The sequence below is a fragment of the Pseudomonas sp. 2822-15 genome, from assembly GCF_002742515.1.
In the GTDB taxonomy this organism is placed as follows: Bacteria; Pseudomonadota; Gammaproteobacteria; order Pseudomonadales; family Pseudomonadaceae; genus Aquipseudomonas; species Aquipseudomonas salomonii.
This window is the reverse complement of sequence record NZ_LJRY01000156.1, coordinates 335,935-357,373: the sequence shown is the minus strand read 5'-3', so window position 1 is coordinate 357,373 and position 21,439 is coordinate 335,935. Positions and strand designations below refer to the sequence as shown.

The window sequence follows — 21,439 nt, the reverse complement described above, 5'->3', positions numbered from 1 at the left end:
CCCCGATGGGTTTCAATCTTTCCGAATGGGCGTTGCGTAATCGCCAGATCGTACTGTTCCTGATGATCCTGCTGGCCGTGGTCGGCACCTTGTCCTACACCAAGCTGGGGCAAAGTGAAGACCCGCCGTTTACCTTCAAGGCCATGGTCATCAAGACCAACTGGCCGGGCGCCACGGCCCAGGAAGTCTCGCGGCAGGTGACCGAACGCATCGAGAAAAAGCTGATGGAAACGGGCGAGTACGAGCGCATTGTCTCGTTCTCGCGGCCCGGTGAATCCCAGGTTACCTTCATAGCCCGCGATTCGATGCACTCGGCGCAAATCCCGGAGCTGTGGTACCAGGTGCGCAAGAAGATCAGCGATATTCGCCAGACCTTGCCGCCGGATATCCAGGGGCCGTTTTTCAACGATGAATTCGGCACCACCTTCGGCAATATCTACGCCCTGACCGGTGACGGTTTCGATTACGCGGTGCTCAAGGACTACGCCGACCGCATCCAGATTCAGTTGCAACGCGTGCCGGACGTGGGCAAGGTCGAGTTACTGGGCCTGCAGGACGAGAAGATCTGGATCGAGCTGTCCAACCTCAAGCTCGCCACCCTCGGCCTGCCATTGGCAGCGGTGCAGCAGGCACTGCAAGAACAGAACGCCGTCTCCACCGCCGGTTTCTTTGAAACGCCGACGGAGCGCGTGCAGTTGCGGGTCTCGGGTAACTTCAAAACGGTCGATGAGATCCGCAACTTCCCGATTCGCGTCGGTGACCGCACCTTGCGCATCGGTGACGTGGCGCAAATCCATCGCGGTTTCAACGATCCACCGGCGCCGCGCATGCGCTACATGGGCGCAGACGCCATCGGCCTGGCCGTGGCGATGCGTGACGGCGGCGACATTCTGGTATTGGGTAAGGCCCTTGAAGGCGAATTTGCCCGCCTGCAGAAGAACCTTCCGGCGGGCATGGAGCTGCGCAAGGTCTCGGACCAACCGGCAGCGGTGAAAACCAGCGTCGGCGAATTCGTCCGGGTACTGGCTGAAGCCTTGGCCATCGTGCTGCTGGTGAGCTTCTTCTCCCTTGGCGTACGCACCGGCATGGTGGTGGCCCTGGCGATTCCGCTGGTGCTGGCGATGACCTTTGCGACCATGTATTACCTGGGCATCGGCCTGCACAAAATCTCCCTCGGTGCCTTGGTGTTGGCCCTGGGCTTGCTGGTGGACGATGCAATCATCGCCGTGGAGATGATGGCGATCAAAATGGAGCAGGGCTACGACCGGCTCAAGGCCGCCAGTTTTGCCTGGACCAGCACCGCGTTCCCGATGCTCACCGGCACATTGATCACCGCCGCAGGTTTCCTGCCGATTGCCACTGCGCAATCGAGCACCGGCGAATACACCCGTTCGATCTTCCAGGTGGTGACCATTGCCCTGCTGGCCTCGTGGGTCGCGGCGGTGGTGTTTGTGCCGTACCTGGGGGAAAAACTCCTGCCGGACCTGGCGAAGATTCATGCGGCCAAACACGGCACGGATGGGCCGGATCCCTACGGCACACCTTTCTATCTGCGTGTAAGACGCTTGGTCGAATGGTGTGTGCGTCGGCGCAAAACCGTGATCGTGTTGACCTTGCTGTTGTTTATCGGCTCGGTGGCGCTGTTCCGTTTTGTGCCTCAGCAGTTCTTCCCGGCCTCCGGTCGCCTGGAGTTGATGGTCGACCTGAAACTGGCTGAAGGTGCCTCGCTGAGCAACACCGCCGACCAGGTCAAGCGCCTGGAAGCCTTGCTCAAGGAACATGCCGGTATCGACAACTATGTGGCCTATGTGGGCACCGGTTCGCCGCGTTTTTACCTGCCGCTGGACCAGCAACTGCCGGCCGCCAGCTTTGCGCAGTTTGTGGTACTGGCCAAAACCATCGAGGAACGCGAGAGCCTGCGCACCTGGCTGATCGAGACCCTTAACGAACAATTCCCCGACCTGCGTTCACGCGTCACGCGCCTGGAAAACGGCCCGCCCGTGGGTTACCCGGTGCAGTTTCGCGTGACCGGCGAGCACATCGAAGAAGTCCGTGCCCTGGCGCGCAAGGTCGCGGCCAAGGTTCGCGAAAATACCCACGTGGTCAACGTGCACCTGGACTGGGAGGAGCCGAGCAAGATCGTCTACCTGAATATCGACCAGGACCGTGCCCGTGCGCTGGGCGTCAGCACTGCCAACCTGTCGAAGTTCCTGCAAAGCTCCTTGACCGGCTCCACCGTCAGTCAGTACCGCGAGGACAACGAATTGATCGAGATTCTGCTGCGCGGCACCGTGCATGAGCGTACCGAACTGTCGCTGCTGCCGAGCCTGGCGGTGCCGACCGACAACGGCAAAAGCGTAGCGTTGTCGCAGATTGCGACCCTTGAGTATGGCTTTGAAGAAGGCATCATCTGGCACCGCAATCGCCTGCCGACGGTGACCGTGCGTGCCGACATCTACGGCAAGGAACAGCCGGCCACCCTGGTCCAGCAGATCCTGCCGACCCTGGAAGGTGTGCGCGCCGAACTGCCGGACGGTTACCTGCTCGAAGTGGGCGGCACCGTCGAGGATTCGGCCCGTGGCCAGAACTCGGTCAAGGCCGGCGTGCCGCTGTTTATCGTGGTGGTGCTGACCTTGCTGATGCTGCAACTGCGCAGTTTCTCACGCACCGCGATGGTGTTTCTGACGGCGCCGCTGGGCTTGATCGGTGTGACCTTGTTTCTGCTGGTGTTCCGCCAGCCCTTCGGCTTCGTCGCCATGCTCGGCACCATCGCGCTGTCGGGCATGATCATGCGTAACTCGGTGATCCTGGTGGACCAGATCGAACAAGACATCAAGGCCGGGCTCACGCCCTGGCAAGCGATCATCGAAGCCACCGTCCGACGCTTTCGCCCGATTGTACTGACGGCGCTTGCGGCGGTATTGGCGATGATTCCACTGTCACGCAGCGTGTTCTTCGGGCCGATGGCGGTGGCAATCATGGGCGGGTTGATTGTGGCGACGGCGTTGACGTTATTGTTCTTGCCGGCACTGTATGCTGCGTGGTTTCGCATTAAGAAGGAGGCGCACTAGTTCATGACGGGAGACGAAGGCGTGTAGTTAGTGTTGGCGGGTGTGGGAAAAGCCTGAAATCCGATAACTGCTGTTTAAGCCTGAATGTCTCCCACTTGTTTGATTAGAGTGGGGGCAGTTTTTTCTCGACGGTTTTTATAATGGAGGTGTTGGTGTCGGCTAACGGCGTTATTTTTTGTAATGTCTGGTCAAGGTGGCTGACGGAGTGTGTGTACAGATGGCAGACGAAACTGTCTTCGCCGGTAATCTTGTAACAAACAATACACTCAGGCATTTCTGACAGTAACTGCTCCACGGTTTGAAAATTCCCCGTCAGCGGTTTTACCCGCACCAGAGCTTGAAGCGCAAACCCGAGAGCGTGTGCGTCCAACTCTACGCTGAACCCGCTTATAACCCCTGCCACCTCCAGGCGTTTGAGACGCTCGCTGCAACCTGGGGCAGATAACCCCACCTGCCGGCCAAGTGCGCGGATAGATGCCCGCGCATTCTGATGCAGGGCGATCAGCAGCGCGCGATCAATTGCATCGAGTGTCTGATCGTTTTTTGTAAGCCTTTTCATTAGATGGACCTTACGAACATTGATGAAATAGCGTGAAAATCTTACATACCACAGATCCCTGAAAAAAGGATGGATTTTTCGAAAACTCCTACCTATTGTTTTGTCTGCAGTCAGACGCAGTACTGTAGTGCTATTTCAACTTGATCTATTCGTCGAGGGATTGAAATGAACCACGTACTTGATGAGGCACGCTTGCAAGAGCACCATAATAATAATTTTTCTGAGCAGCGATTGTTTTCGCAACGTCATGAATTTGCCCGAGATGGGTTTATAAAGTTGCGCGATATCGTCGATGATACGGTGCGTGAAGAGATTGCCGCTGAAGTAAAAAGTTTGATCGAGCGCCAGCTTGAACGGCGTGACCTGCACTTGGCAACTACCGATAATACACCGCGTTATATGAGTGTTGTGCGCAGCGAATTCATTGCTGAAAACAGTCCTCTCATTAATGCGCTGTCGAAGTCCGATGTGTTGCTTGGCACCCTGTCACAGATAGCCGGAACACGCATTGTCCCGTCCGTCTCCAAGGACGAGGCATACCTGATCACCCAGCAGGAGCGCAAAGGCGACACCCATGGATGGCACTGGGGGGATTAAAGCTTTGCACTGATCTGGATTATCGAAACGCCCCCTGTCGCCAAGGGCGGGATATTGCAGTGCGTGCCCCATACCTCGTGGGACAAGGCCAACCCGAGGATTCACGAGCTGCTGTGCAGTAACCCGATTGCGACTTACGGTTTCAAGACCGGGGATATTTATTTCCTGCGCACCGATACCACCCTGCATCGCACTATCCCACTCAATGAAGATGCCACCCGGATCATCCTCAATATGACGTGGGCGGCTGAAAAAGATCTCAGCGCAAACCTGCACGGCAATGATCGCTGGTGGGAAGACCAGCATGTTGAGGCGGCCAAAAGCCTGACGTAAAACGCCTGTGGCTGGTTGTCACGCGAACAGATGGGATGAAGGTCATGCATGATATTGAATGCCTCCAGCGCGCCAATGCCCTGCTCAAGCAGGCGCAATCACACTCGGCCATGGCCGATCTGGTCCGGGCGGCGGTGGGCCGCAATGAGCAATGGCGTGGGCAGCAGTGCATCAATCTCGTGGCCGCTGAGTCGCCCACCAGCCCGTCGGTGCGTGCGTTACTGGCCAGTGAGGTGGGGACGCGCGCATCGGGTGGGCATATCGGACGTGACAACCGGTTTTTCTCCGGGATGAAGAACATCGACGAGCTGGAATCGCTCTGCGTGGAATTGCTTAAAATCACGCTGCATGCCCGGTACGCCGATCATCGTTTGATGGGTGGTCTGGCGGCTGTAATGGCTGCGTACACAGCGCTGGCTCGTCCTGAAGACAACGTGATGACGGTGCCGGTGATCCGCGGTGGAGATACCAGTAACCGCACCAACGGGCCGCCTGGGGTTCGCGGACTCAAGGTGTGGGACATTCCGTTTGTGCACAAAACTGCAGACATCGACCTCACACGCTTCAGTGAAATCGCTCAGACCCTCAAACCTGCTGTGATTGGGTTGGGCATGACACTGACCTTGTTTCCGTTACCGTTGGCGGACATAAAAGGCATCGTTTCATCCTGGGAGGGCAAGGTCTATTTCGACGCCGCCCACCAATTGGGCTTGATCAGTGCCGGCTTGTTCCAGGACCCATTGGCTGAGGGCGCCGACCTCATGACCGGGTCTTCCGGGAAGACGTTCAGTGGCCCTCAGGGCGGCGTCATTGTCTGGAACGATGCAACACTGACAGCGCCGCTGCATGAGGCGATTTTCCCTACGCTGACCGGTAGCCATCAAATCAACCGTGTGGCTGCGCTCGCGGTGGCGGCTACGGAAATGCTCGAGTTCGGGCGAACCTATATGAAACAGGTGGTCAGTAACGCCCAGGCGTTGGCCATGCACCTGGAGCTTCGGGGGGTGACGGCCTTCTATCGAGAACAGGGTTACACCCGAACCCATCAGATTGTGATTGATTCAAAGCCCTTCGCCTGCGGCCGTGAGGCAGTACAGCGCCTGGAGGCCGCCAACATCATTACCAACGAAATGCCGTTGCCTTGGGACACCGACCCTTATCGAGAAACAGGCATTCGGCTCGGTACTGTCGAGGCTACCCGCCTGGGCATGAAGGAGCCGGAAATGGCCTGGATCGCCGAGCAGATTGCCAGGGTGCTCCTGCATAAAGAGGACCCGATGGGCGTTGCCAATGGTGTGATTGATTTCATGAAAAACCACAGGACAATCTATTACTGCCACGAAAATGGGCTACCCGGTTGAGCCATCCTGAACGTAGTCACAGAGGAAAAGTGCATGCCTGACATCCTGATTTCCGTTTACCAGGCGATATTCACCTTTACCCTTGCAGCTATCGCCTTACTTGCCAGCCCCGGCCCCGCCACCCTGGCGCTGGCAGCCAGCGGCGCGGCGTATGGCATGCAACGCTCGTTTGAGTTTTTTGTCGGGGTCACCTTGGGTTTAGTGATTGCCATGGCGTTGGTTGCTTCGGGTTTATACGTCGTCTTGCACAGCTTTCCCGGGTTGGCGGTGGCACTGACGGTCATCTCTATTGTTTATATTTTTTGGTTGGCTTACCGCATTGGCACGGCACCGCCCATTCAGGATGAGCAAGCCGTGGTCACGCCGGGCTGGGGTGCCGGTTTTGTGCTGGGGGTTGCGAATATCAAAGCGTATGCCGCGTTTGCAGCGTTACTGGGCAGTTTCACCTTGGGCACGACGCCGGGCTGGGAGCAGGGTACAAAAGCGTTTATTTGTTTATTGGTTTGCGTGGTATTCGATTTTTTGTGGCTTTTTGCAGGCAGCCGGATGCGCAAGTTGTTCATCCATCCCGTTTGGAGTCGACGACTTAACGTAAGCTTCGCGATTTTGATGGTAGCGACTGTCGCCTGGTCATTCACGCTGACGTGGTAGCGCTATCGGTGGGAGGGCCCGTGATCATTCCAACCGAGGAAAACCTTCATGTTTGGGACCGTTTCTGCACTGGTGTTGTTACTGGTCGTGCCTGGGCCGACAAACACGCTGCTGTTACGCGCGGGTGTGCTGTTTGGGTTTGCCGCTTCGTGGCGTATGGCATTGATTGAATGCCTGGCTTATCTGCTGCAAGTCTCTGTCTGGGGCGTGGTGCTGTTTTATCTCTCGGCCTGGTCACCGTGGGCGGTGAAAGCCACTCAAATGGCGGCGGCCTGCTATCTGCTCAAATTGTCATTCACGCTGTGGCAACGCCACACCAGCAGTGTCGACTCACAGCACGATCGGTTATCCGGCGTGCATTTTTTCTGGCTCACGGTGATGAACCCCAAGGGCCTGCTGATTGTTTCGTTTATCGCGCCGCTCGGCACCTTCACTTCGCTGCCAGGCTATGTCGGGTTCATGACCCTGCTGGCGTTGGTGGTGATACCGGTAGGCGCTGTCTGGATCGTACTGGGCAGCCGTTTTGAGGGCGTTCAGAAAGCCTGGTTAACCCCCTTGAAGATCAACCGCATCGCCTCCGTGGCCATTGGTTGTTTTGCCACGATCATGATGGGGCGATTGGCAGGGGCGGTGATTCACTGATTCACATGCTGATTGAAACAGGCGTGTGCGCCTGTGGAACGTTTGTGTTTTTTCCCTCCACTCAGAATTGCCTGATGGACAGGCACAGGTTTGGACTTCCCTGATGCGGCAGTCCGGCCTATTCAATGAGTTTATGGAGATATACATGGCTTTTTTTGATGCTGTAATTGCTCTCAAAGGTGCGCTGCTCGGAGCCCTGCTGGGCAATAACGTACCGCGCAATGATTTTGGAAACGGGTATCGGTCAGGGCACGCAACAAACGATCACCACCATCTCCATCGTCCTCAAACAGTTCGGCCACATGCGGGCAATACCTATCCCTGCCAGACGAATCCTGGCGAGCCGCATACGCAGCAACCCAGGATCTGCGAGCAGCCTTCACCCTACCGGCCTACGTATCCGCTTTATACTTTGAGTCGTTAAGCGGCCCGGCCAGAAACAACTGCGCCAAGGCCCGTGGTAAGCGGCCTTGGCGCAGTGGATCCAGCATGTTTGAGTGGCTTACAGCGCGCCAAACACCTTCTTCGCCAGGCTGGTGGCCGCGGCTGCCGGGTTTTTGCGAATGGTTTCTTCCTGCTGCGCGATCATCTTGAACAAGCCGTCCAGCGCCTGTTCGGTCACGTAGTTTTCAACGTTGGCACTTTTGGCATCCACTGCACCGAATGCTGCCGCCTTGCCGGCCAGAGCGTTGTACTGCTGAGCAACCCCAACCTTGTCGGTAGCCGCCTTGACGATCGGCAGGAACTTGGCGCGGATCTGTTCGCGGCTGCTTTTATTCAGGTACTGCGTCGCTGAGTCCTGGCCGCCGCTGAGAATGCCCTTGGCGTCGGTCACGCTCATGTTTTTAACCGCATTGACCAGGATCGGTTGCGCCTGGGTCACCGCCGTTTCGGCGGCCTTGTTCATGCTGGTTTCCAACTGCGTGACCTGGTCACCCATGCCGAACATCTTCAGCTTGTCGGCGACTTTGCCCAGCTTGCCTGGCAAGCCGATCTTTACTTCGGGGTTGTTGCTGAAACCACCGGGCGTGCCCAGTTGCTTCACGGCGATCTGAGCGCCTTGGGTCAAGGCGTCCTTGAGACCGCCGGAGGCGTCGCCCTGGGACAGGCTGCCAAGGTCCAGGGCCATGGCGTTGGCACCGAGCAGCAAGCCGGCACACAGAGCAGTGAGGCGAAGAGAGTGACGGAGCATGAGCGCTTCCTTATGTTCGGGCTTATGGTCTGGAAAAGGTCAGTGTGCGACAGCATCAACGCGCAGGCGCAGGGGGTGTTTGTCCTTGCCGTCGAGCTGCACCGCGTGGCGTTCGGTGGTAATAAACAGTAGCTTGCCGTCCAGCTCGATGCGAGCGCTCACCGAGTAAGTGTGGCCGGGTTTGACCTGCGCCGGGTCGTAGCTCAGGTGAAACGGCAGCGGCACCTGGCCTTTGACCGGGCCTTTCTGTTCGGCCAAGGTCACCGCCGGCGCGTCCATCAGCGACACGTCCTGCAGGCTGACGCTCAAAGTGGCAGTGGGCGGCAGGGCGATGCGTTGCAGGTAGAACACTTCGCCGTCGAGGCTGGCCTTGGGGGCTGGAGTCATGGATTGGCAGGCTCCGAGCAGGGCGGTAAGGCCCAGGAGGATGATCTTTTTCATGGTACGGCTCCTTTTCAACGGCGCCGGAAACAGCCCGGCGCCTCAGTCAATCTAGCGGCTTTCTGCCGGTTCCACAGGCACTTCAGCGGCGCCGTCGACGCGATGCAAGGCCACCTGGCGAATCGACAGGCGAATCTCGGCAGGCAACACGCGTTTGGCCGCGCCTTCCGCCAGTTCACCCAGCAGGTCGTGGTAACTCAATTTCCCGGCCTCGTCGCGACGCAGCACATCTTGTTCCAGCAATGTCTGGATAAAATGTCGGAAAAGACTCTTGTCGAAGAACTCCGGCGCGTTCAGGCCATGCAGGATCGACAGGCGCTGGGCCATGATCGTGCACAGGTCTTCCAGCTCTTCGGCGCTGATGCTGTTCTGGCCGCTGTTAAGCAGCAGCGAGATCGCCATGTAGAAGCGTTGCAGGGTCTGGGCGATGCTCTTGGACAACAGCGTCAGCAGCACAAAGTGCCGCGAACTCGGGGCCGGGCGCAGGTACACGTTGTTTTCAAAACGCAGCAGGCCTTGTTCGACAAAGGCTTCCAGCCATTGGTCGACTACCGCGTCCAACTCCTCCAGCGACCAGCGAATAAACAGCTCCGATTGCAGGTACGGGTAGAGCGCGCGGGTAAAGCGCAGGATCTGCTCGCGGCTCATGCGTGAGCTGCTCTGGAAGAAGCTCGCCAGCAGCGCCGGCAGGGCGAAAATGTGCAGCACGTTGTTGCGGTAATAAGTCATCAGGACGGCGTTCTGCTCATCCAGATACACAATCTTGCCCAAGGCGTCACTCTGCTCCGAGAGCAGGTTCATGTCCTTGACGTGCTTGATCAGCGCCAGGCCATCACCCTCAGGCAACGTGGTGTGCGGTGAGTAGGGCACGCGGCGCAGCAGTGCCAGGTACAGGTCCAGCTGGCGGGCCATGGCCTGTTCATCCAGGGCCAGGCGCGTGGTGGAAAGCAGGGCCAGGGCTACCAGGTTCACCGGGTTGACGGCTGCGGCTTCGTTGAGGTGGCGTGCCACCTGCTCGCCGAGGCGGTTGGTGGTTTCGTTGAGCCACGCCGGTTTGTAGTTCGGGCCCAGCTCCTGGGCACGCCAGTCCGGCTGCTCGGCGTCGAGGAACTCGGCCAGCTTGATCGGCTCGCCGAAGTTGACCGCGACCTGGCCAAAGCGCTGCTTGAGCGCGCCGACCACTTTGAAAATATCGAAGATCGATTCTTTCTTCTTGCTCGCCCCGCGCAACTCGCCCAGGTAAGTACGGCCTTCGAGCACGCGTTCATAGCCGATATACACCGGCACGAACACGATTGGCATGCGTGAGGAGCGCAAGAAGCTGCGCAGTGTGATCGCCAGCATCCCGGTTTTCGGTTGCAGCATGCGCCCGGTGCGCGAGCGTCCGCCTTCGACGAAGTACTCCACCGGGAAACCCTTGGTGAACAGGGTGTGCAGGTATTCGTTGAACACCGAGGTGTACAGCGGGTTGCCCTTAAAGGTGCGGCGCATGAAAAACGCACCGCCACGGCGCAGCAGGCTGCCGATCACCGGCATGTTCAGGTTGATGCCGGCGGCAATGTGCGGCGGGGTCAGGCCGTTTTTGAACAGCAGGTATGAGAGCAGCAGGTAGTCGATATGGCTGCGGTGGCAAGGCACGTAGATCACCTCGTAACCCTGGGCAACCTTTTGCACACCTTCGATATTGTTGACCTTGATGCCGTCGTAGATCTTGTTCCAGAACCAGCTCAATACCACTTCCAGAAAGCGAATGGCGGTGTAGGTGTAGTCCGACGCGATCTCGTTGCCGTAGCGCAGGGCCTGGGCCTTGGCTTTTTCCAGGGTGATTTTTTCGCGTTCGGCCTCATCCGCAATCGCCTGGCGCACCAGCGGCATGTTGACCAGGCCTTTGACCAGGTTACGGCGGTGGGACAGGTCGGGGCCGATGACCGCAGTCTTCAGGTTACGAAAGTGCACGCGCAAGATGCGCTGGGCCATGCGCACGGTGCGTTCGTGGCCTTTATTGTGCTCGATCAATTCACGCAGGTTGATAGGCGCGGAGAATTGCACACGGGTCTTGCGACCCAGGATTAGGATGCTCAGCAAGCGGCGCAGGCGGCCGGTGACCGCCCAGCTGTCGGCAAACAGCAGTTTCCATGGGCTGGACTCGCTTTCGGGCGACTGCCCCCAGAACACGCTGACCGGAATGATTTGTGCATTCTCTTCGGCGTGCTCGGTCAGGGTGTTGACCAGGCGGGTCAGGGTCGGCGGCGCGCCGCGCTTGTCCTGGCGGCCGAGCCAGTCGGGTTCCGGCGTGAGGTAGAAAAACGCCGCCGGTTCCATCAGCGGGCCCACCGATACCGGCAGCACCGGGCGCGGCAGGCCGGCCTTGGTGCATTCCTTGTCGACCACCGCCAATTCGGTGAGAGAAGGCGATTGCAGCACGTAAAACACCGGCCGGCTGCGGTCCAGGTTAAGGGTTAGGGACGACTGATTGATCGTCTCCGAGCGAACCCAGAGGTACAACAGTCGGCGCAAGGTGCCAAACACCAGACGGCGGAACGGGGAGCGGGTCATAGGCGTGCTGCTTGAAGTGGAAAAAACCGAGCAGGTGCTCGGGCGGGTAGTGTGCCGTATTCGCCGAAAATCGGCAAAAAAGCAGCGATGTAAACTTGAGTTGATCGTTTTTGAGCCTGTCTTATACTCGGCAGTTCAATGCGAGCAACTCAACAATAAAAATGCATGTGGGAGTAAGACAGATGGCAACGCGTGAAACCGGCAATGTGAAGTGGTTCAACGATGCAAAGGGCTATGGCTTTATCCAGCGTGAAGACGGCAAGGATGTGTTTGTGCACTACCGCGCCATTCGCGGTGAGGGCCACCGCTCATTGGCGGAGGGGCAGCAGGTGGAATACGCCGTGGTAACCGGCGAGAAGGGCTTGCAGGCTGAGGATGTGGTGGGCCTGTAACACCCTTGTCCTGCCAACCCAGTCAACTGTGGGAGCTGGCTTGCCTGCGATGCAGACACCTCGGTCTATCAGTCGGACCGCGGTGATGCTATCGCAGGCAAGCCAGCTCCCACATTGATTGGGTTTTCCGGTTTGGATCAGGCAGTTTTCCAGGTGATCTGCTCTTCACCGTCGGCACTGATGCGAATCCAGGTATCAGCGCTTTCCTCACCTTCCTCCTCAACCCAGGTACCCGGCGCGCAGCGCACTTCGACGTTCAGCGCGGCAAAGGCGGCGCGGGCGCAGGCGATGTCGTCGTCCCACGGCGTCTGGTCGCTTTCCAGGTACAGGCTGTTCCACTTGCCCACGGCTTTTGGCAGCCAGGTGACCGGCACAGTGCCGGCCTTGCACTTGTAGGTCTGGCCTTTCTGGACCCAGTCGGTGCACGGGCCGAGGGCAGTGCCCAGCCAGGCGGCGATGGCCTTGTAGTCGACCTCGGCGTCTTTCAGGTAAATCTCGATATCAGGTTGGCGCATGGATGTTCCTCGTTGCGGGATTCGAAAATCCATTCGCGGATACTTAAAAGTCGGTTATTGAAGCACGAAATAATCGTAGCGCATCGATACGGTGACCAGCAGCGGTTCGGCGGCCTCGATCACTTCAGCACGGCGCTCGGCACTCGCACGCCAGCCATGGGGCGTCATCGCCAGCAGGTTGGCGCGGTCCCGGGGCTCGATCAGGCTCAGGGTGAACTCCAGCGTTTCACTGTGCGCCAGGCTCATGCCTTCGGGTACCAACGCCAAATGCTTGTCGTCGGTGTATTCACGCACTTCGTCGTACAGGCGCTCGCGCAGTTCCATCAGGTGGCCGGCGGTTGGGCCGACCTTCATCAAACCGCCGCCGGGGCTGAGCAGGCGCTTGGCTTCGTCCCAGTCCAAAGGGCTGAACACGCTGGCGAGAAATTGGCAACTGCCCGACGCCAGCGGCACGCGGGCCATGCTGGCGATCAACCAGGTCAGCGCCGGGTTGCGTTTGCACGCGCGTTTCACCGCTTCCTTGGAGATATCCAGCGCATAGCCGTCAGCGTGGGGCAGGGCGTCGGCGATTTGCGCGGTGTAGTAACCCTCGCCACATCCGATGTCCACCCAGCGCTGCGGCGCGCGCTCGGCGGCCAGTTCGGCCAGGCGCTTGGCCACTGGCGCATAGTGCCCGGCATTGAGAAAGTCGCGGCGTGCCTCGACCATGGCGAGGTTGTCACCTGGGTCGCGGCTGTTCTTGTGCTGCACCGGCAACAGGTTCAGGTAACCCTGGCGCGCACGGTCGAAACGGTGCCCGGCCGGGCACGCCACGCCGTTATCCACCGCGTTGAGCGGTGCGCTGCAAAGGGGGCAGGCGAGCATCAGGCGAGCAACTTGATCAGGGTTTGGTAGTAGATTTCGGTCAGCACATCGAGGTCGCTGGCCAGGATGCGTTCGTTGACCTGATGGATCGTCGCGTTGACCGGCCCCAACTCCACGACCTGAGTACCGAGGGTGGCAATGAAGCGCCCATCGGACGTGCCGCCGCTGGTGGACGCTTTAGTCTCGCGGCCGGTAATCGCCTTGATGCTGGCCGAAACAGCATCCAGCAACGCGCCCGGCTCGGTGAGGAATGGCAGGCCCGACAAGGCCCATTCAACGTGCCAGTCCAGGCCGTGTTTATCCAGAATCGCTGCAACGCGCTGTTGCAGGCCCTCGACGGTGGATTCGGTGGAGAAGCGGAAGTTGAACACTGCCGTCAGGTCGCCCGGAATCACGTTGGTGGCGCCGGTACCGGAATTGAGGTTGGAAATCTGGAAGCTGGTTGGCGGGAAGAAGGTGTTGCCATCGTCCCAGTGCTCGGCCGCCAGTTCCGCCAGCGCCGGCGCGGCCAGGTGGATCGGGTTTTTCGCCAGGTGCGGGTACGCCACGTGGCCCTGTACGCCGCGCACGGTCAGGGTGGCACCGAGGGAACCGCGACGACCATTTTTGACCACATCGCCCACCAGCGTAGTGCTCGACGGTTCGCCGACGATGCACCAGTCCAGACGCTCCTTGCGGGCCGCCAGGCGCTCGATGACCGCTTTGGTGCCGTGGTGCGCCGGGCCTTCTTCATCGCTGGTGATCAGAAAAGCCACCGAACCCTTGTGGTCCGGGTAGTCGGTCACAAAACGCTCCGAGGCCACCAGCATTGCCGCCAGGCTGCCTTTCATGTCCGCCGCGCCACGCCCGCAGAGCATGCCGTGTTCGTCGATCAACGCGTCGAACGGGTCGTTCTGCCACGCCTGCACCGGGCCGGTTGGCACCACGTCGGTGTGACCGGCAAAGCACAGTACCGGCCCTTCGTGTTTGCCATGGGTGGCCCAGAAGTTGTCAACGTCTTCGATACGCATCGGCTCAAGCGCAAAACCGGCGTCGCCCAGGCGCTGCATCATCAGCTTCTGGCAGTCGGCATCGATCGGCGTCACCGAGGGGCGACGGATCAAGTCGATGGCAAGTTGAAGGGTCGGCGAAAGGTCGGCATGGGCCGTCATGGGGAAACTCCGGGAAGCGTGTAAGGGGCGCAGGACGAATGTGGAATACAGAACCTGAATCGGCGCAAATCTAATGTGGGAGCTGGCTTGCCTGCGATAGCGTCGCCGCGGTGTACCTGCCAGACCGTGGCGTCTGCATCGCAGGCAAGCCAGCTCCCACAGAAAGCAGGGCTAGGCCAAGTCTCGCAAAACGGCCGTTATCTTATAGCAAAACGGCGGCCAGAGGCCGCCGTTTAGTGCATTGCGCAAGTTTTTACTCTGCGGTTGCCGGCTCAACCTTAGGTGCAGGTTTTGGCAGCGACGACAGGAACGCCATGATCAGTGCCGCCACATACGGCAGCGATTGCACCAGCAGCATCACCACCCAGAAGCGCATGTCATTGCTCGGCAGGCCCTGCACCAGGTAAATCCCCAGTGCGGCGCCCCACAACAGCAACATGATGAACATCTCTTCGCGGGCTTCGGAAATCGCGACCCAGAAGCCGTGGTTATCGGCGTTTTTCGGTGTGCGAAAGAATGGAATGCTGGTGGTGAAGAAGCCATACAGCACCGCCTTGGCGATGGTGTGCGACAACGCCAGCCCGGCCAGTGCCGCGCAGAACGCGTCTTTCAAGTTCACCCCCACCGCACGGCGGTAGAGGAAGATGATCTTGCCGACCTTGAACACAAACAACGCCAACGGCGGGATCGCGAAAATCAGCAGCGGCGGGTCAACACGGGTCGGCACGATGATCATCGCCGCCGACCACAACAGGGCGCCGACGGTGAAGAAGATGTTCATGCCATCCGCCACCCACGGCAACCAGCCCGCGAGGAAGTGGTAACGCTGGCCACGGGTCAGCTCGGTGCCTTTGCCGCGCAACAGGCTGGCGGTGTGGCGCTTGATGATCTGGATCGCGCCGTAGGCCCAGCGGAAACGCTGCTTCTTGAAGTCGATAAAGGTATCCGGCATCAAGCCCTTGCCGTAGCTGTCGTGGTAATACGCCGCCGACAGGCCTTTTTCGAATACCCGCAGGCCGAGTTCGGCGTCTTCACAGATGCACCAGTCGGCCCAGCCGAGTTCCTCGAGCACCGAGCGACGGGTCATGGTCATGGTGCCGTGCTGGATGATCGCGTCACGGTCGTTGCGGGTGACCATGCCGATATGGAAAAAGCCCTTGTATTCGGCGTAGCAGAGCTTCTTGAAGGTGCTTTCGTTCTGGTCGCGGTAGTCCTGCGGCGACTGCACCACGGCGATTTTCGGGTCGGCGAAGTGCGGCACCATGTGCTTGAGCCAGTTGGGCGACACGCAGTAGTCCGAGTCGATCACCGCGATCACTTCGGCATCCTTGGCGGTGTGCGGAATCAGGTAGTTCAGCGCGCCGCCCTTGAAACCGGCCAGGGGCGAGACGTGGAAGAACTTGAAGCGCGGGCCGAGGGTTTCGCAGTAGTCGCGCACCGGCTCCCAGACGGCCGGGTCCTTGGTGTTGTTATCGATGATCAGGACTTCGAAGTCCGGGTAATCGAGGGCGGCCAGGGCGTCGAGGGTCTGTTTGACCATCTCCGGCGGCTCGTTGTAGCACGGCACATGGATCGAGACTTTCGGGCGGTAGTGCGAATCGCCTTCCACCGGCAGGAATTCACGCCGGCGCTTGTGGGTCCACACCGCTTCCGCCAGTTCGTGGGCTTCGGTGAGCAACACGATAAACACGCCCAGCGCACCGAGGGCCAGCAAGATGCCAACCGTCACACTGAACCAGGTGCTGTATTGCTGGCTGTAGTCATAGCCGATCCACACCAATACCGAACCACAGAGGAACGCGATAAAGGTCAGGAAGGTGCGGCCACGCTGGCGCAGGGCCGAGCCGTCAATCATCAGCAGGGTCAGCGACAGCAGTGCCAGCACCACCGAGCCGATGGCCAGCACGCGCCATTGCGGAATGGCGACGACCGGGCCTTCAAAGTTGAATTTCTGCTGGCGCGCGGCGTTATAAACACCCCAATAAGCGCCGGCCGAACCTTCGTCACTGACTTTCCACGGCTGGTCGAAAGCCTCGATCACGAAATAGTTGTAACCCTGGCGGTTGAGCTTGTTGACCAGCGTACGCAGGTAAATCGCCTGGTCGGCCGGCGAGCTTTCATTGCCACCGCGCATACGGCCGTTGCTCGGCCAGCCCACTTCCGAGAGCAGCAGCGGCTTTTTCGGGAACAGCTTTTTCAGGTCGCGGGCACGGTCGAGCACGTACTGGCCGGCCTTGTCCATGGGGATGAACTCCCAGAACGGCAGGATGTGCGCGGCGATCAGATCGACGTGCTTGGCCAGTTGCGGGTTCTTTTCCCAGATGTGCCATTGCTCGGAGGTGGTCACCGGCACTTTCACGGCGGCGCGCACCCGGTCCAGCAGCACGATCAGCGCCTCTGGGGTGATTTCTTCGCGGAACAATGCCTCGTTACCGACCACCACGCGCACAACGCTGCGCGAGGTGTTGGCGATCTCGATGGCGCGCTGGATTTCACGCTCGTTGCGTTCCAGGTCCGGGCTGATCCAGATCCCCAGGGTCACGCGCAGGCCGAACTCTTCGGCCAGTTTGGGGATATCGCCCAACGTGCCGTCCACCGAGTAAGTACGGATGTTGTCCGTCAACTTGCTCATAATCGCCAGGTCCTGGCGCATCTGGTCGTCAGTGGGGTACTGGTCTTTCTGCGGGAACTGGCCTTGTTGGAACGGCGAGTAGGAGAACCCGGAGATCTGTTCAGGCCAGTTAGGGGTAGTGACCGGGCGGTTGATCAGCGCCCAGAAGCCGGTAAACAGCGCGGCAATTGCCAGCACTACCACCAGGTTGAGTCCAAATTTACGCGATGACATGGCTATTTCGGGTTCCAAAGGGTGTGGAACGAAAAGAGGTGTCGGCCTACGCCGAACGGCGCGCATCCTACACCGGCCTTCAACTGAGCGTACAGCAGACAGAGAAAAGCCGGACGTTAGTCAGCGAAAGACCCTCTAAGTTCTTTACTTGTAGCTGGAAGCTTCGAACTTGTCGCTGCGTAGTCCATAATGCGCGCCGGTTTTTGGGGTAATGGTCATGAGCACAGAAGATCCGCGGTTTGCAGGCGTCGCCCGCTTGTATGGCATTGAAGGCCTGGACCGCTTGAAAGCGGCCCATGTGGCGATCGTCGGCGTTGGCGGCGTGGGCTCCTGGGCGGCGGAAGCCATGGCCCGTTGCGGCGTGGGCGAGATTTCGCTGTTTGACCTGGACGATGTCTGCGTCAGCAACAGCAACCGCCAGTTGCACGCTCTGGATAGCACCGTGGGCAAGCCCAAGGTCGACGTGATGGCCGAACGCCTGCGCGGCATCAACCCGGACTGCACGGTGCACGCGGTGCCGGACTTCGTCACGCGCGACACCATGGCCGAGTACATCACGCCGAATATCGATTGCGTGATCGACTGCATCGACGCGGTCAACGCCAAGGCCGCACTGATCGCCTGGTGCAAGCGCCGCAAGATCCAGATCATTACCACCGGCGGCGCCGGCGGGCAGATCGACCCGACGCTGATCCAGGTCTGCGACTTGAACCGCACCTTCAACGACCCGCTGGCCTCGAAAGTGCGCTCCACGCTACGCCGCGACTACGGTTTTTCGCGCACCGTGACCCGCCATTACAGCGTGCCGTGTGTGTTTTCTACCGAACAACTGCGCTACCCCAAGCCGGACGGCAGCATTTGTTTGCAGAAGAGTTTCGTCGGTGACGGCGTGAAGCTGGACTGCGCCGGTGGGTTTGGCGCGGTGATGATGGTCACGGCCACGTTCGGCATGGTGGCGGCGACCAAGGCGGTGGACAAGATTGTGGCCGGGGTGCGCAGGCCGTCGGAGCGGGTCAAGCCTACCCAGATCTAGCTGTCCTGCACAAAACAAAATGTGGGAGCTGGCTTTGACTGATAGACCGAGGTGCCTGCATCGCAGGCAAGCCAGCTCCCACACAAGCCAGCTCCCACATTAGTTTTGCGTACAGGTCAGCTCTTGCATGCGCTGCAGGACAGCAGTAAGCCCATTACTGCGCGACGGCGACAGTTGCCGGGAAAGCCCCAGTTGAGCGAACCAGTCCGGCAGGTCAACGGCCTGCAACTCACTTGCCGACAACCCATTGACCCGTGCCAGCAGCAACGCCACCAACCCACGAATCATGCGCGCGTCGCTGCTGGCGGCAAATTGCCAATGACCATCCTGCAAACGGCCGACCAACCACACCAGGCTTTCACAGCCCTGCACGAGGTTGGCCTCGACCTTCTCGACATCCGCCAGCGCCGGCAGCCGCTCGCCCCATTGCATCAGCATGCGGGCGCGCTGCTCCCAACTGGCTACTGCCTGAAACGACTCAAGCGCGCTGACGGCATCCACCGGCAAGCTCATCGCAACATATCCAGCGCCTGGTCCAGCGCTTCAAAAAAGCGCTCCAGGTCATCGGAGTCGTTGTACAGCGCCAGGGACACACGGATCGCCCCGGACAAGTGCATGGCCTTGAGCAACGGCATTGCGCAGTGGTGGCCGGCCCGCACCGCAATGCCTTGTTCGGTGAGCAAGTGCGCCAGGTCGGCGTTGTGCACGCCCTCCACCACGAAACTGGCGAGTGCCACCTGGGGGGAGCCGAGTACGCGCACGCCATTGCGCGCTTTCAGCCCGCGCAGCAGGTAGTCATGCAGGGCCGCTTCATGGGCGACCACGGCCGACGGGTCGAGTGAATTCAGGTAATCCAGCGTGGCGCCCAGGCCGATCACACTCGCAATCGGCGGCGTGCCCGCCTCGAAACCCAGCGGCGCAGGGCGAAAGCTCGCACTTTGATACTCGGCCTGCTGCACCATCTCGCCGCCGAACTGCCAGTGGCGCAGGTGATGCAGGGCTTCATTACGGCCATACAACACGCCGACGCCGTCCGGGCCGTAGAGCTTATGGCTGGAGAATACATAGAAGTCGCAACCCAGCGCCTGTACGTCGTGGCGACCATGAACAATGCCTTGGGCACCATCGACCACGGTCAAGGCGCCGTGGGCCTTGGCCATAGGCAGCAAGGCCTGCAGGGGTTGCCAGGCGCCGAGCACGTTGGATAGCTGGCTCACTGCCAGCAAGCGCGTGCGCGGGCCGATCAATTCGGCGGCGGCTTGCAGGTCAATCACGCCATCATCGCCAAGGGGCAAGACCACCAGCGTGAGTGCGCGACGTTTGGCCAGTTGCTGCCAGGGCAGCAGGTTGGCGTGGTGTTCCAGGGCGCTGATGACAATTTCATCACTCGCATTGAATAAGTGCTCAAGGCCGTAGGCCAAGAGGTTCAGCGCAGACGTCGCGCCGTGGGTAAACACGATCTGCCCGCTGTCACCTGCGTTCAACCACTGCGCGACCTTGCTGCGACTGTCTTCAAACGCCTGGGTCGCGTGAGCCCCCGGCAAATGCTGGGCGCGGTGCACATTGGCTGCGCCATTGGCGTAGTAATGGCTGATGGCGTCCAACAGGGCTTGGGGTTTTTGCGTGGTGGCGGCGTTGTCCAGGTAGGTCTGGTCTTGCCGTTGCAGGGTGGCGATGGCCGGGAAGTCGGCGCGCCAGGGGGAGGGCACAAGCATGGTCTTAAGACTCGTATAAGCGAGCCCCAGGTGTGGGGCCCGCTAGTGGCATCGAGTGGCTGCTTAGTTGTGAGCGTGCAGCGCTTCGTTCAGTTCGATCGCCGATTTGTGGGTTTTGCACTCCACGGCACCGGTCTGGGAATTGCGACGGAACAGCAGGTCCGGCTGGCCGGCCAGTTCGCGCGCCTTGACCACTTTGACCAGTTGGTTGTGCTCGTCGAGCAGGGCAACCTTGGTGCCGGCAGTCACGTACAGGCCCGATTCCACGGTATTGCGGTCGCCCAACGGGATACCGATACCGGCGTTGGCGCCGATCAGGCAGCCTTCGCCTACCTTGATCACGATGTTGCCGCCGCCCGACAGGGTGCCCATGGTGGAGCAACCGCCGCCCAGGTCCGAACCCTTGCCGACGAACACGCCTGCCGATACACGGCCTTCGATCATGCCCGGGCCTTCGGTGCCGCCGTTGAAGTTGACGAAACCTTCGTGCATCACGGTGGTGCCTTCGCCCACGTAGGCGCCCAGGCGGATGCGCGCGGCATCAGCGATGCGCACACCGGCCGGCACTACGTAGTCAGTCATTTTCGGGAACTTGTCCACCGAGAACACTTCCAGCAGCTCGCCACGCAGGCGTGCTTCCAGTTGGCGTTCGGCCAGTTCGTTGATGTCGATTGCGCCCTGGCTGGTCCACGCCACGTTCGGCAACTGCGGGAACACACCGGCCAGGCTCAGGCCGTGGGGCTTGACCAGACGGTGGGACAGCAGGTGCAGCTTGAGGTAGGCCTCAGGCGTGGAGGTCAATGCGGCGTCTTCGGCCAACAGGGTCGCGACCAATGGGGTGTGGCTTTCGGCCAGACGGCTGAGCAGTGCGGCCTGGGCTGTGTCGACGCCTTTGAGCGCGTCAGCCAGTTGCAGCGCCTGGCTCACGGTGAAGGTAATAGCCTGGTTGCCTTCGGTGTAACCGAGGATCGGCGCAATGGCGGCCACAATCTCGGCCGACGGGTTGAGCAGCGGTTGTGCGTAAAACACTTCCAGCCAAGCACCTTGGCGGTTCTGAGTGCCGACGCCGAAGCCCAGGCTGAACAGGGAATTGGACATGCTGTTACCTCTACAAAAATGGAAGGCTGGCCTACTTGAGGGCCGCCGAATAACTATCTGGCTTGAAGCCAATCAGGGTTCTGTCACCGAGATCGAGCACCGGGCGCTTGATCATCGAGGGTTGTGCGAGCATCAATTCAATGGCTTTCGACTGATCGAGATCGGCTTTGCGTTCGTCTTCGAGTTTGCGAAAGGTGGTGCCCGCACGGTTCAAAACCACCTGCCAACCGTGCTCATTGCACCATTGGGTCAAGTGTTCGCGGTCGATACCGGCCGTTTTGTAGTCGTGGAACTCATAGCTCACAGCGTGCTCATCGAGCCAGGTGCGCGCCTTTTTCATGGTGTCGCAGGCTTTGATGCCGAAAAGGTGCAAGGTTTTGCTTGAAGCGGTCAAGGAATTGCCCCCCTTTGGACGTATGAAAG

The 21,439-nt window shown here is 59.9% G+C and carries 20 protein-coding genes; 8 read left to right on the top strand and 12 right to left on the bottom strand.

Going from position 1 to position 21,439, the window contains the following annotated elements; genetic code table 11:
• Positions 1 to 5 precede the first annotated feature (5 nt).
• Complete coding sequence (locus AOA59_RS03345) at positions 6 to 3,071, top strand: efflux RND transporter permease subunit (RefSeq protein WP_099485914.1); 3,066 nt, start codon at positions 6 to 8, stop codon at positions 3,069 to 3,071.
• Between the two features lie 103 nt (positions 3,072 to 3,174).
• Here the strand turns inward: AOA59_RS03345 and AOA59_RS03340 are convergent, their stop codons facing one another.
• A complete protein-coding gene (locus tag AOA59_RS03340; protein WP_065928959.1) occupies positions 3,175 to 3,630 on the bottom strand; it encodes an Lrp/AsnC family transcriptional regulator in 456 nt (151 codons plus the stop codon).
• A gap of 165 nt (positions 3,631 to 3,795) precedes the next feature.
• Between AOA59_RS03340 and AOA59_RS33095 the strand changes: the two genes are divergently transcribed.
• The 5 genes from AOA59_RS33095 to AOA59_RS03320 all read left to right on the top strand — a co-directional run bounded on the left by AOA59_RS33095 (position 3,796) and on the right by AOA59_RS03320 (position 7,214).
• Entirely contained in the window at positions 3,796 to 4,227 is a 432-nt protein-coding gene (locus tag AOA59_RS33095) for a hypothetical protein (RefSeq protein ID WP_256593024.1), read from the top strand.
• Between the two features lie 63 nt (positions 4,228 to 4,290).
• Complete coding sequence (locus AOA59_RS33090) at positions 4,291 to 4,560, top strand: hypothetical protein (protein WP_256593023.1); 270 nt, start codon at positions 4,291 to 4,293, stop codon at positions 4,558 to 4,560.
• A gap of 44 nt (positions 4,561 to 4,604) precedes the next feature.
• Complete coding sequence (locus AOA59_RS03330; protein ID WP_256593022.1) at positions 4,605 to 5,921, top strand: serine hydroxymethyltransferase; 1,317 nt, start codon at positions 4,605 to 4,607, stop codon at positions 5,919 to 5,921.
• 33 nt (positions 5,922 to 5,954) lie between these two features.
• Positions 5,955 to 6,572, top strand: a complete 618-nt coding sequence (locus AOA59_RS03325; RefSeq protein WP_083221713.1) for a LysE family translocator — start codon at positions 5,955 to 5,957, stop codon at positions 6,570 to 6,572.
• A gap of 48 nt (positions 6,573 to 6,620) precedes the next feature.
• A complete protein-coding gene (locus AOA59_RS03320; protein WP_065928962.1) occupies positions 6,621 to 7,214 on the top strand; it encodes a LysE family translocator in 594 nt (197 codons plus the stop codon).
• A gap of 502 nt (positions 7,215 to 7,716) precedes the next feature.
• On the opposite strand, the gene AOA59_RS03315 is transcribed toward AOA59_RS03320, so the two are convergent.
• Genes AOA59_RS03315 through plsB form a run of 3 tightly spaced genes read right to left on the bottom strand, consistent with a single transcriptional unit; the run spans position 7,717 to position 11,403 of the window.
• The gene (locus tag AOA59_RS03315) at positions 7,717 to 8,406 is read right to left on the bottom strand and encodes a DUF4197 domain-containing protein (protein WP_065928963.1); all 690 of its coding nucleotides are present in this window, start codon (positions 8,404 to 8,406) and stop codon (positions 7,717 to 7,719) included.
• Positions 8,407 to 8,445: 39 nt separating this feature from the next.
• Positions 8,446 to 8,847 (bottom strand): YbaY family lipoprotein, encoded by a 402-nt coding sequence (locus tag AOA59_RS03310; protein ID WP_099485910.1) that lies wholly within the window; start codon positions 8,845 to 8,847, stop codon positions 8,446 to 8,448.
• 51 nt (positions 8,848 to 8,898) lie between these two features.
• Positions 8,899 to 11,403 (bottom strand): glycerol-3-phosphate 1-O-acyltransferase PlsB, encoded by a 2,505-nt coding sequence (plsB, locus tag AOA59_RS03305; RefSeq protein WP_099485908.1) that lies wholly within the window; start codon positions 11,401 to 11,403, stop codon positions 8,899 to 8,901.
• Positions 11,404 to 11,585: 182 nt separating this feature from the next.
• Here plsB and AOA59_RS03300 point away from each other — a divergent pair, with 182 nt between their 5' ends.
• On the top strand, positions 11,586 to 11,795 hold the full coding sequence (locus AOA59_RS03300; protein WP_003219353.1) for a cold-shock protein: 210 nt from the start codon (positions 11,586 to 11,588) through the stop codon (positions 11,793 to 11,795).
• A gap of 137 nt (positions 11,796 to 11,932) precedes the next feature.
• On the opposite strand, the gene AOA59_RS03295 is transcribed toward AOA59_RS03300, so the two are convergent.
• The 4 genes from AOA59_RS03295 to AOA59_RS03280 all read right to left on the bottom strand — a co-directional run bounded on the left by AOA59_RS03295 (position 11,933) and on the right by AOA59_RS03280 (position 17,170).
• A complete protein-coding gene (locus tag AOA59_RS03295) occupies positions 11,933 to 12,310 on the bottom strand; it encodes a hypothetical protein (protein WP_056857549.1) in 378 nt (125 codons plus the stop codon).
• A 54-nt stretch (positions 12,311 to 12,364) separates the two neighbouring features.
• Positions 12,365 to 13,174: a putative RNA methyltransferase gene (locus AOA59_RS03290; protein ID WP_065928966.1), complete on the bottom strand. Its 810-nt coding sequence runs from the start codon at positions 13,172 to 13,174 to the stop codon at positions 12,365 to 12,367.
• Positions 13,174 to 14,325 carry a succinyl-diaminopimelate desuccinylase gene (gene dapE / locus AOA59_RS03285; protein WP_056857547.1) on the bottom strand — a complete coding sequence of 384 codons (1,152 nt, stop codon included), beginning with the start codon at positions 14,323 to 14,325 and terminating at the stop codon, positions 13,174 to 13,176. The genes AOA59_RS03290 and dapE overlap by 1 nt, the downstream gene beginning before the upstream one ends.
• A 253-nt stretch (positions 14,326 to 14,578) precedes the next feature.
• Complete coding sequence (locus tag AOA59_RS03280) at positions 14,579 to 17,170, bottom strand: glycosyltransferase (RefSeq protein ID WP_065928967.1); 2,592 nt, start codon at positions 17,168 to 17,170, stop codon at positions 14,579 to 14,581.
• A 211-nt stretch (positions 17,171 to 17,381) separates the two neighbouring features.
• On the opposite strand from AOA59_RS03280, the gene tcdA reads away from it, so the two are divergent.
• Positions 17,382 to 18,203: a tRNA cyclic N6-threonylcarbamoyladenosine(37) synthase TcdA gene (gene tcdA, locus AOA59_RS03275; RefSeq protein ID WP_099485906.1), complete on the top strand. Its 822-nt coding sequence runs from the start codon at positions 17,382 to 17,384 to the stop codon at positions 18,201 to 18,203.
• A 99-nt stretch (positions 18,204 to 18,302) separates the two neighbouring features.
• Here the strand turns inward: tcdA and AOA59_RS03270 are convergent, their stop codons facing one another.
• The 4 genes from AOA59_RS03270 to AOA59_RS03255 all read right to left on the bottom strand — a co-directional run bounded on the left by AOA59_RS03270 (position 18,303) and on the right by AOA59_RS03255 (position 21,356).
• Entirely contained in the window at positions 18,303 to 18,716 is a 414-nt protein-coding gene (locus AOA59_RS03270; RefSeq protein ID WP_099485904.1) for a SufE family protein, read from the bottom strand.
• On the bottom strand, positions 18,713 to 19,918 hold the full coding sequence (locus AOA59_RS03265; protein WP_099485902.1) for an aminotransferase class V-fold PLP-dependent enzyme: 1,206 nt from the start codon (positions 19,916 to 19,918) through the stop codon (positions 18,713 to 18,715). The genes AOA59_RS03270 and AOA59_RS03265 overlap by 4 nt, the downstream gene beginning before the upstream one ends.
• Before the next feature lie 63 nt (positions 19,919 to 19,981).
• Positions 19,982 to 21,016 carry a 2,3,4,5-tetrahydropyridine-2,6-dicarboxylate N-succinyltransferase gene (gene dapD / locus AOA59_RS03260; protein ID WP_017137134.1) on the bottom strand — a complete coding sequence of 345 codons (1,035 nt, stop codon included), beginning with the start codon at positions 21,014 to 21,016 and terminating at the stop codon, positions 19,982 to 19,984.
• Between the two features lie 31 nt (positions 21,017 to 21,047).
• Entirely contained in the window at positions 21,048 to 21,356 is a 309-nt protein-coding gene (locus AOA59_RS03255; RefSeq protein ID WP_231982825.1) for an arsenate reductase, read from the bottom strand.
• Between the last annotated feature and the right edge of the window lie 83 nt (positions 21,357 to 21,439).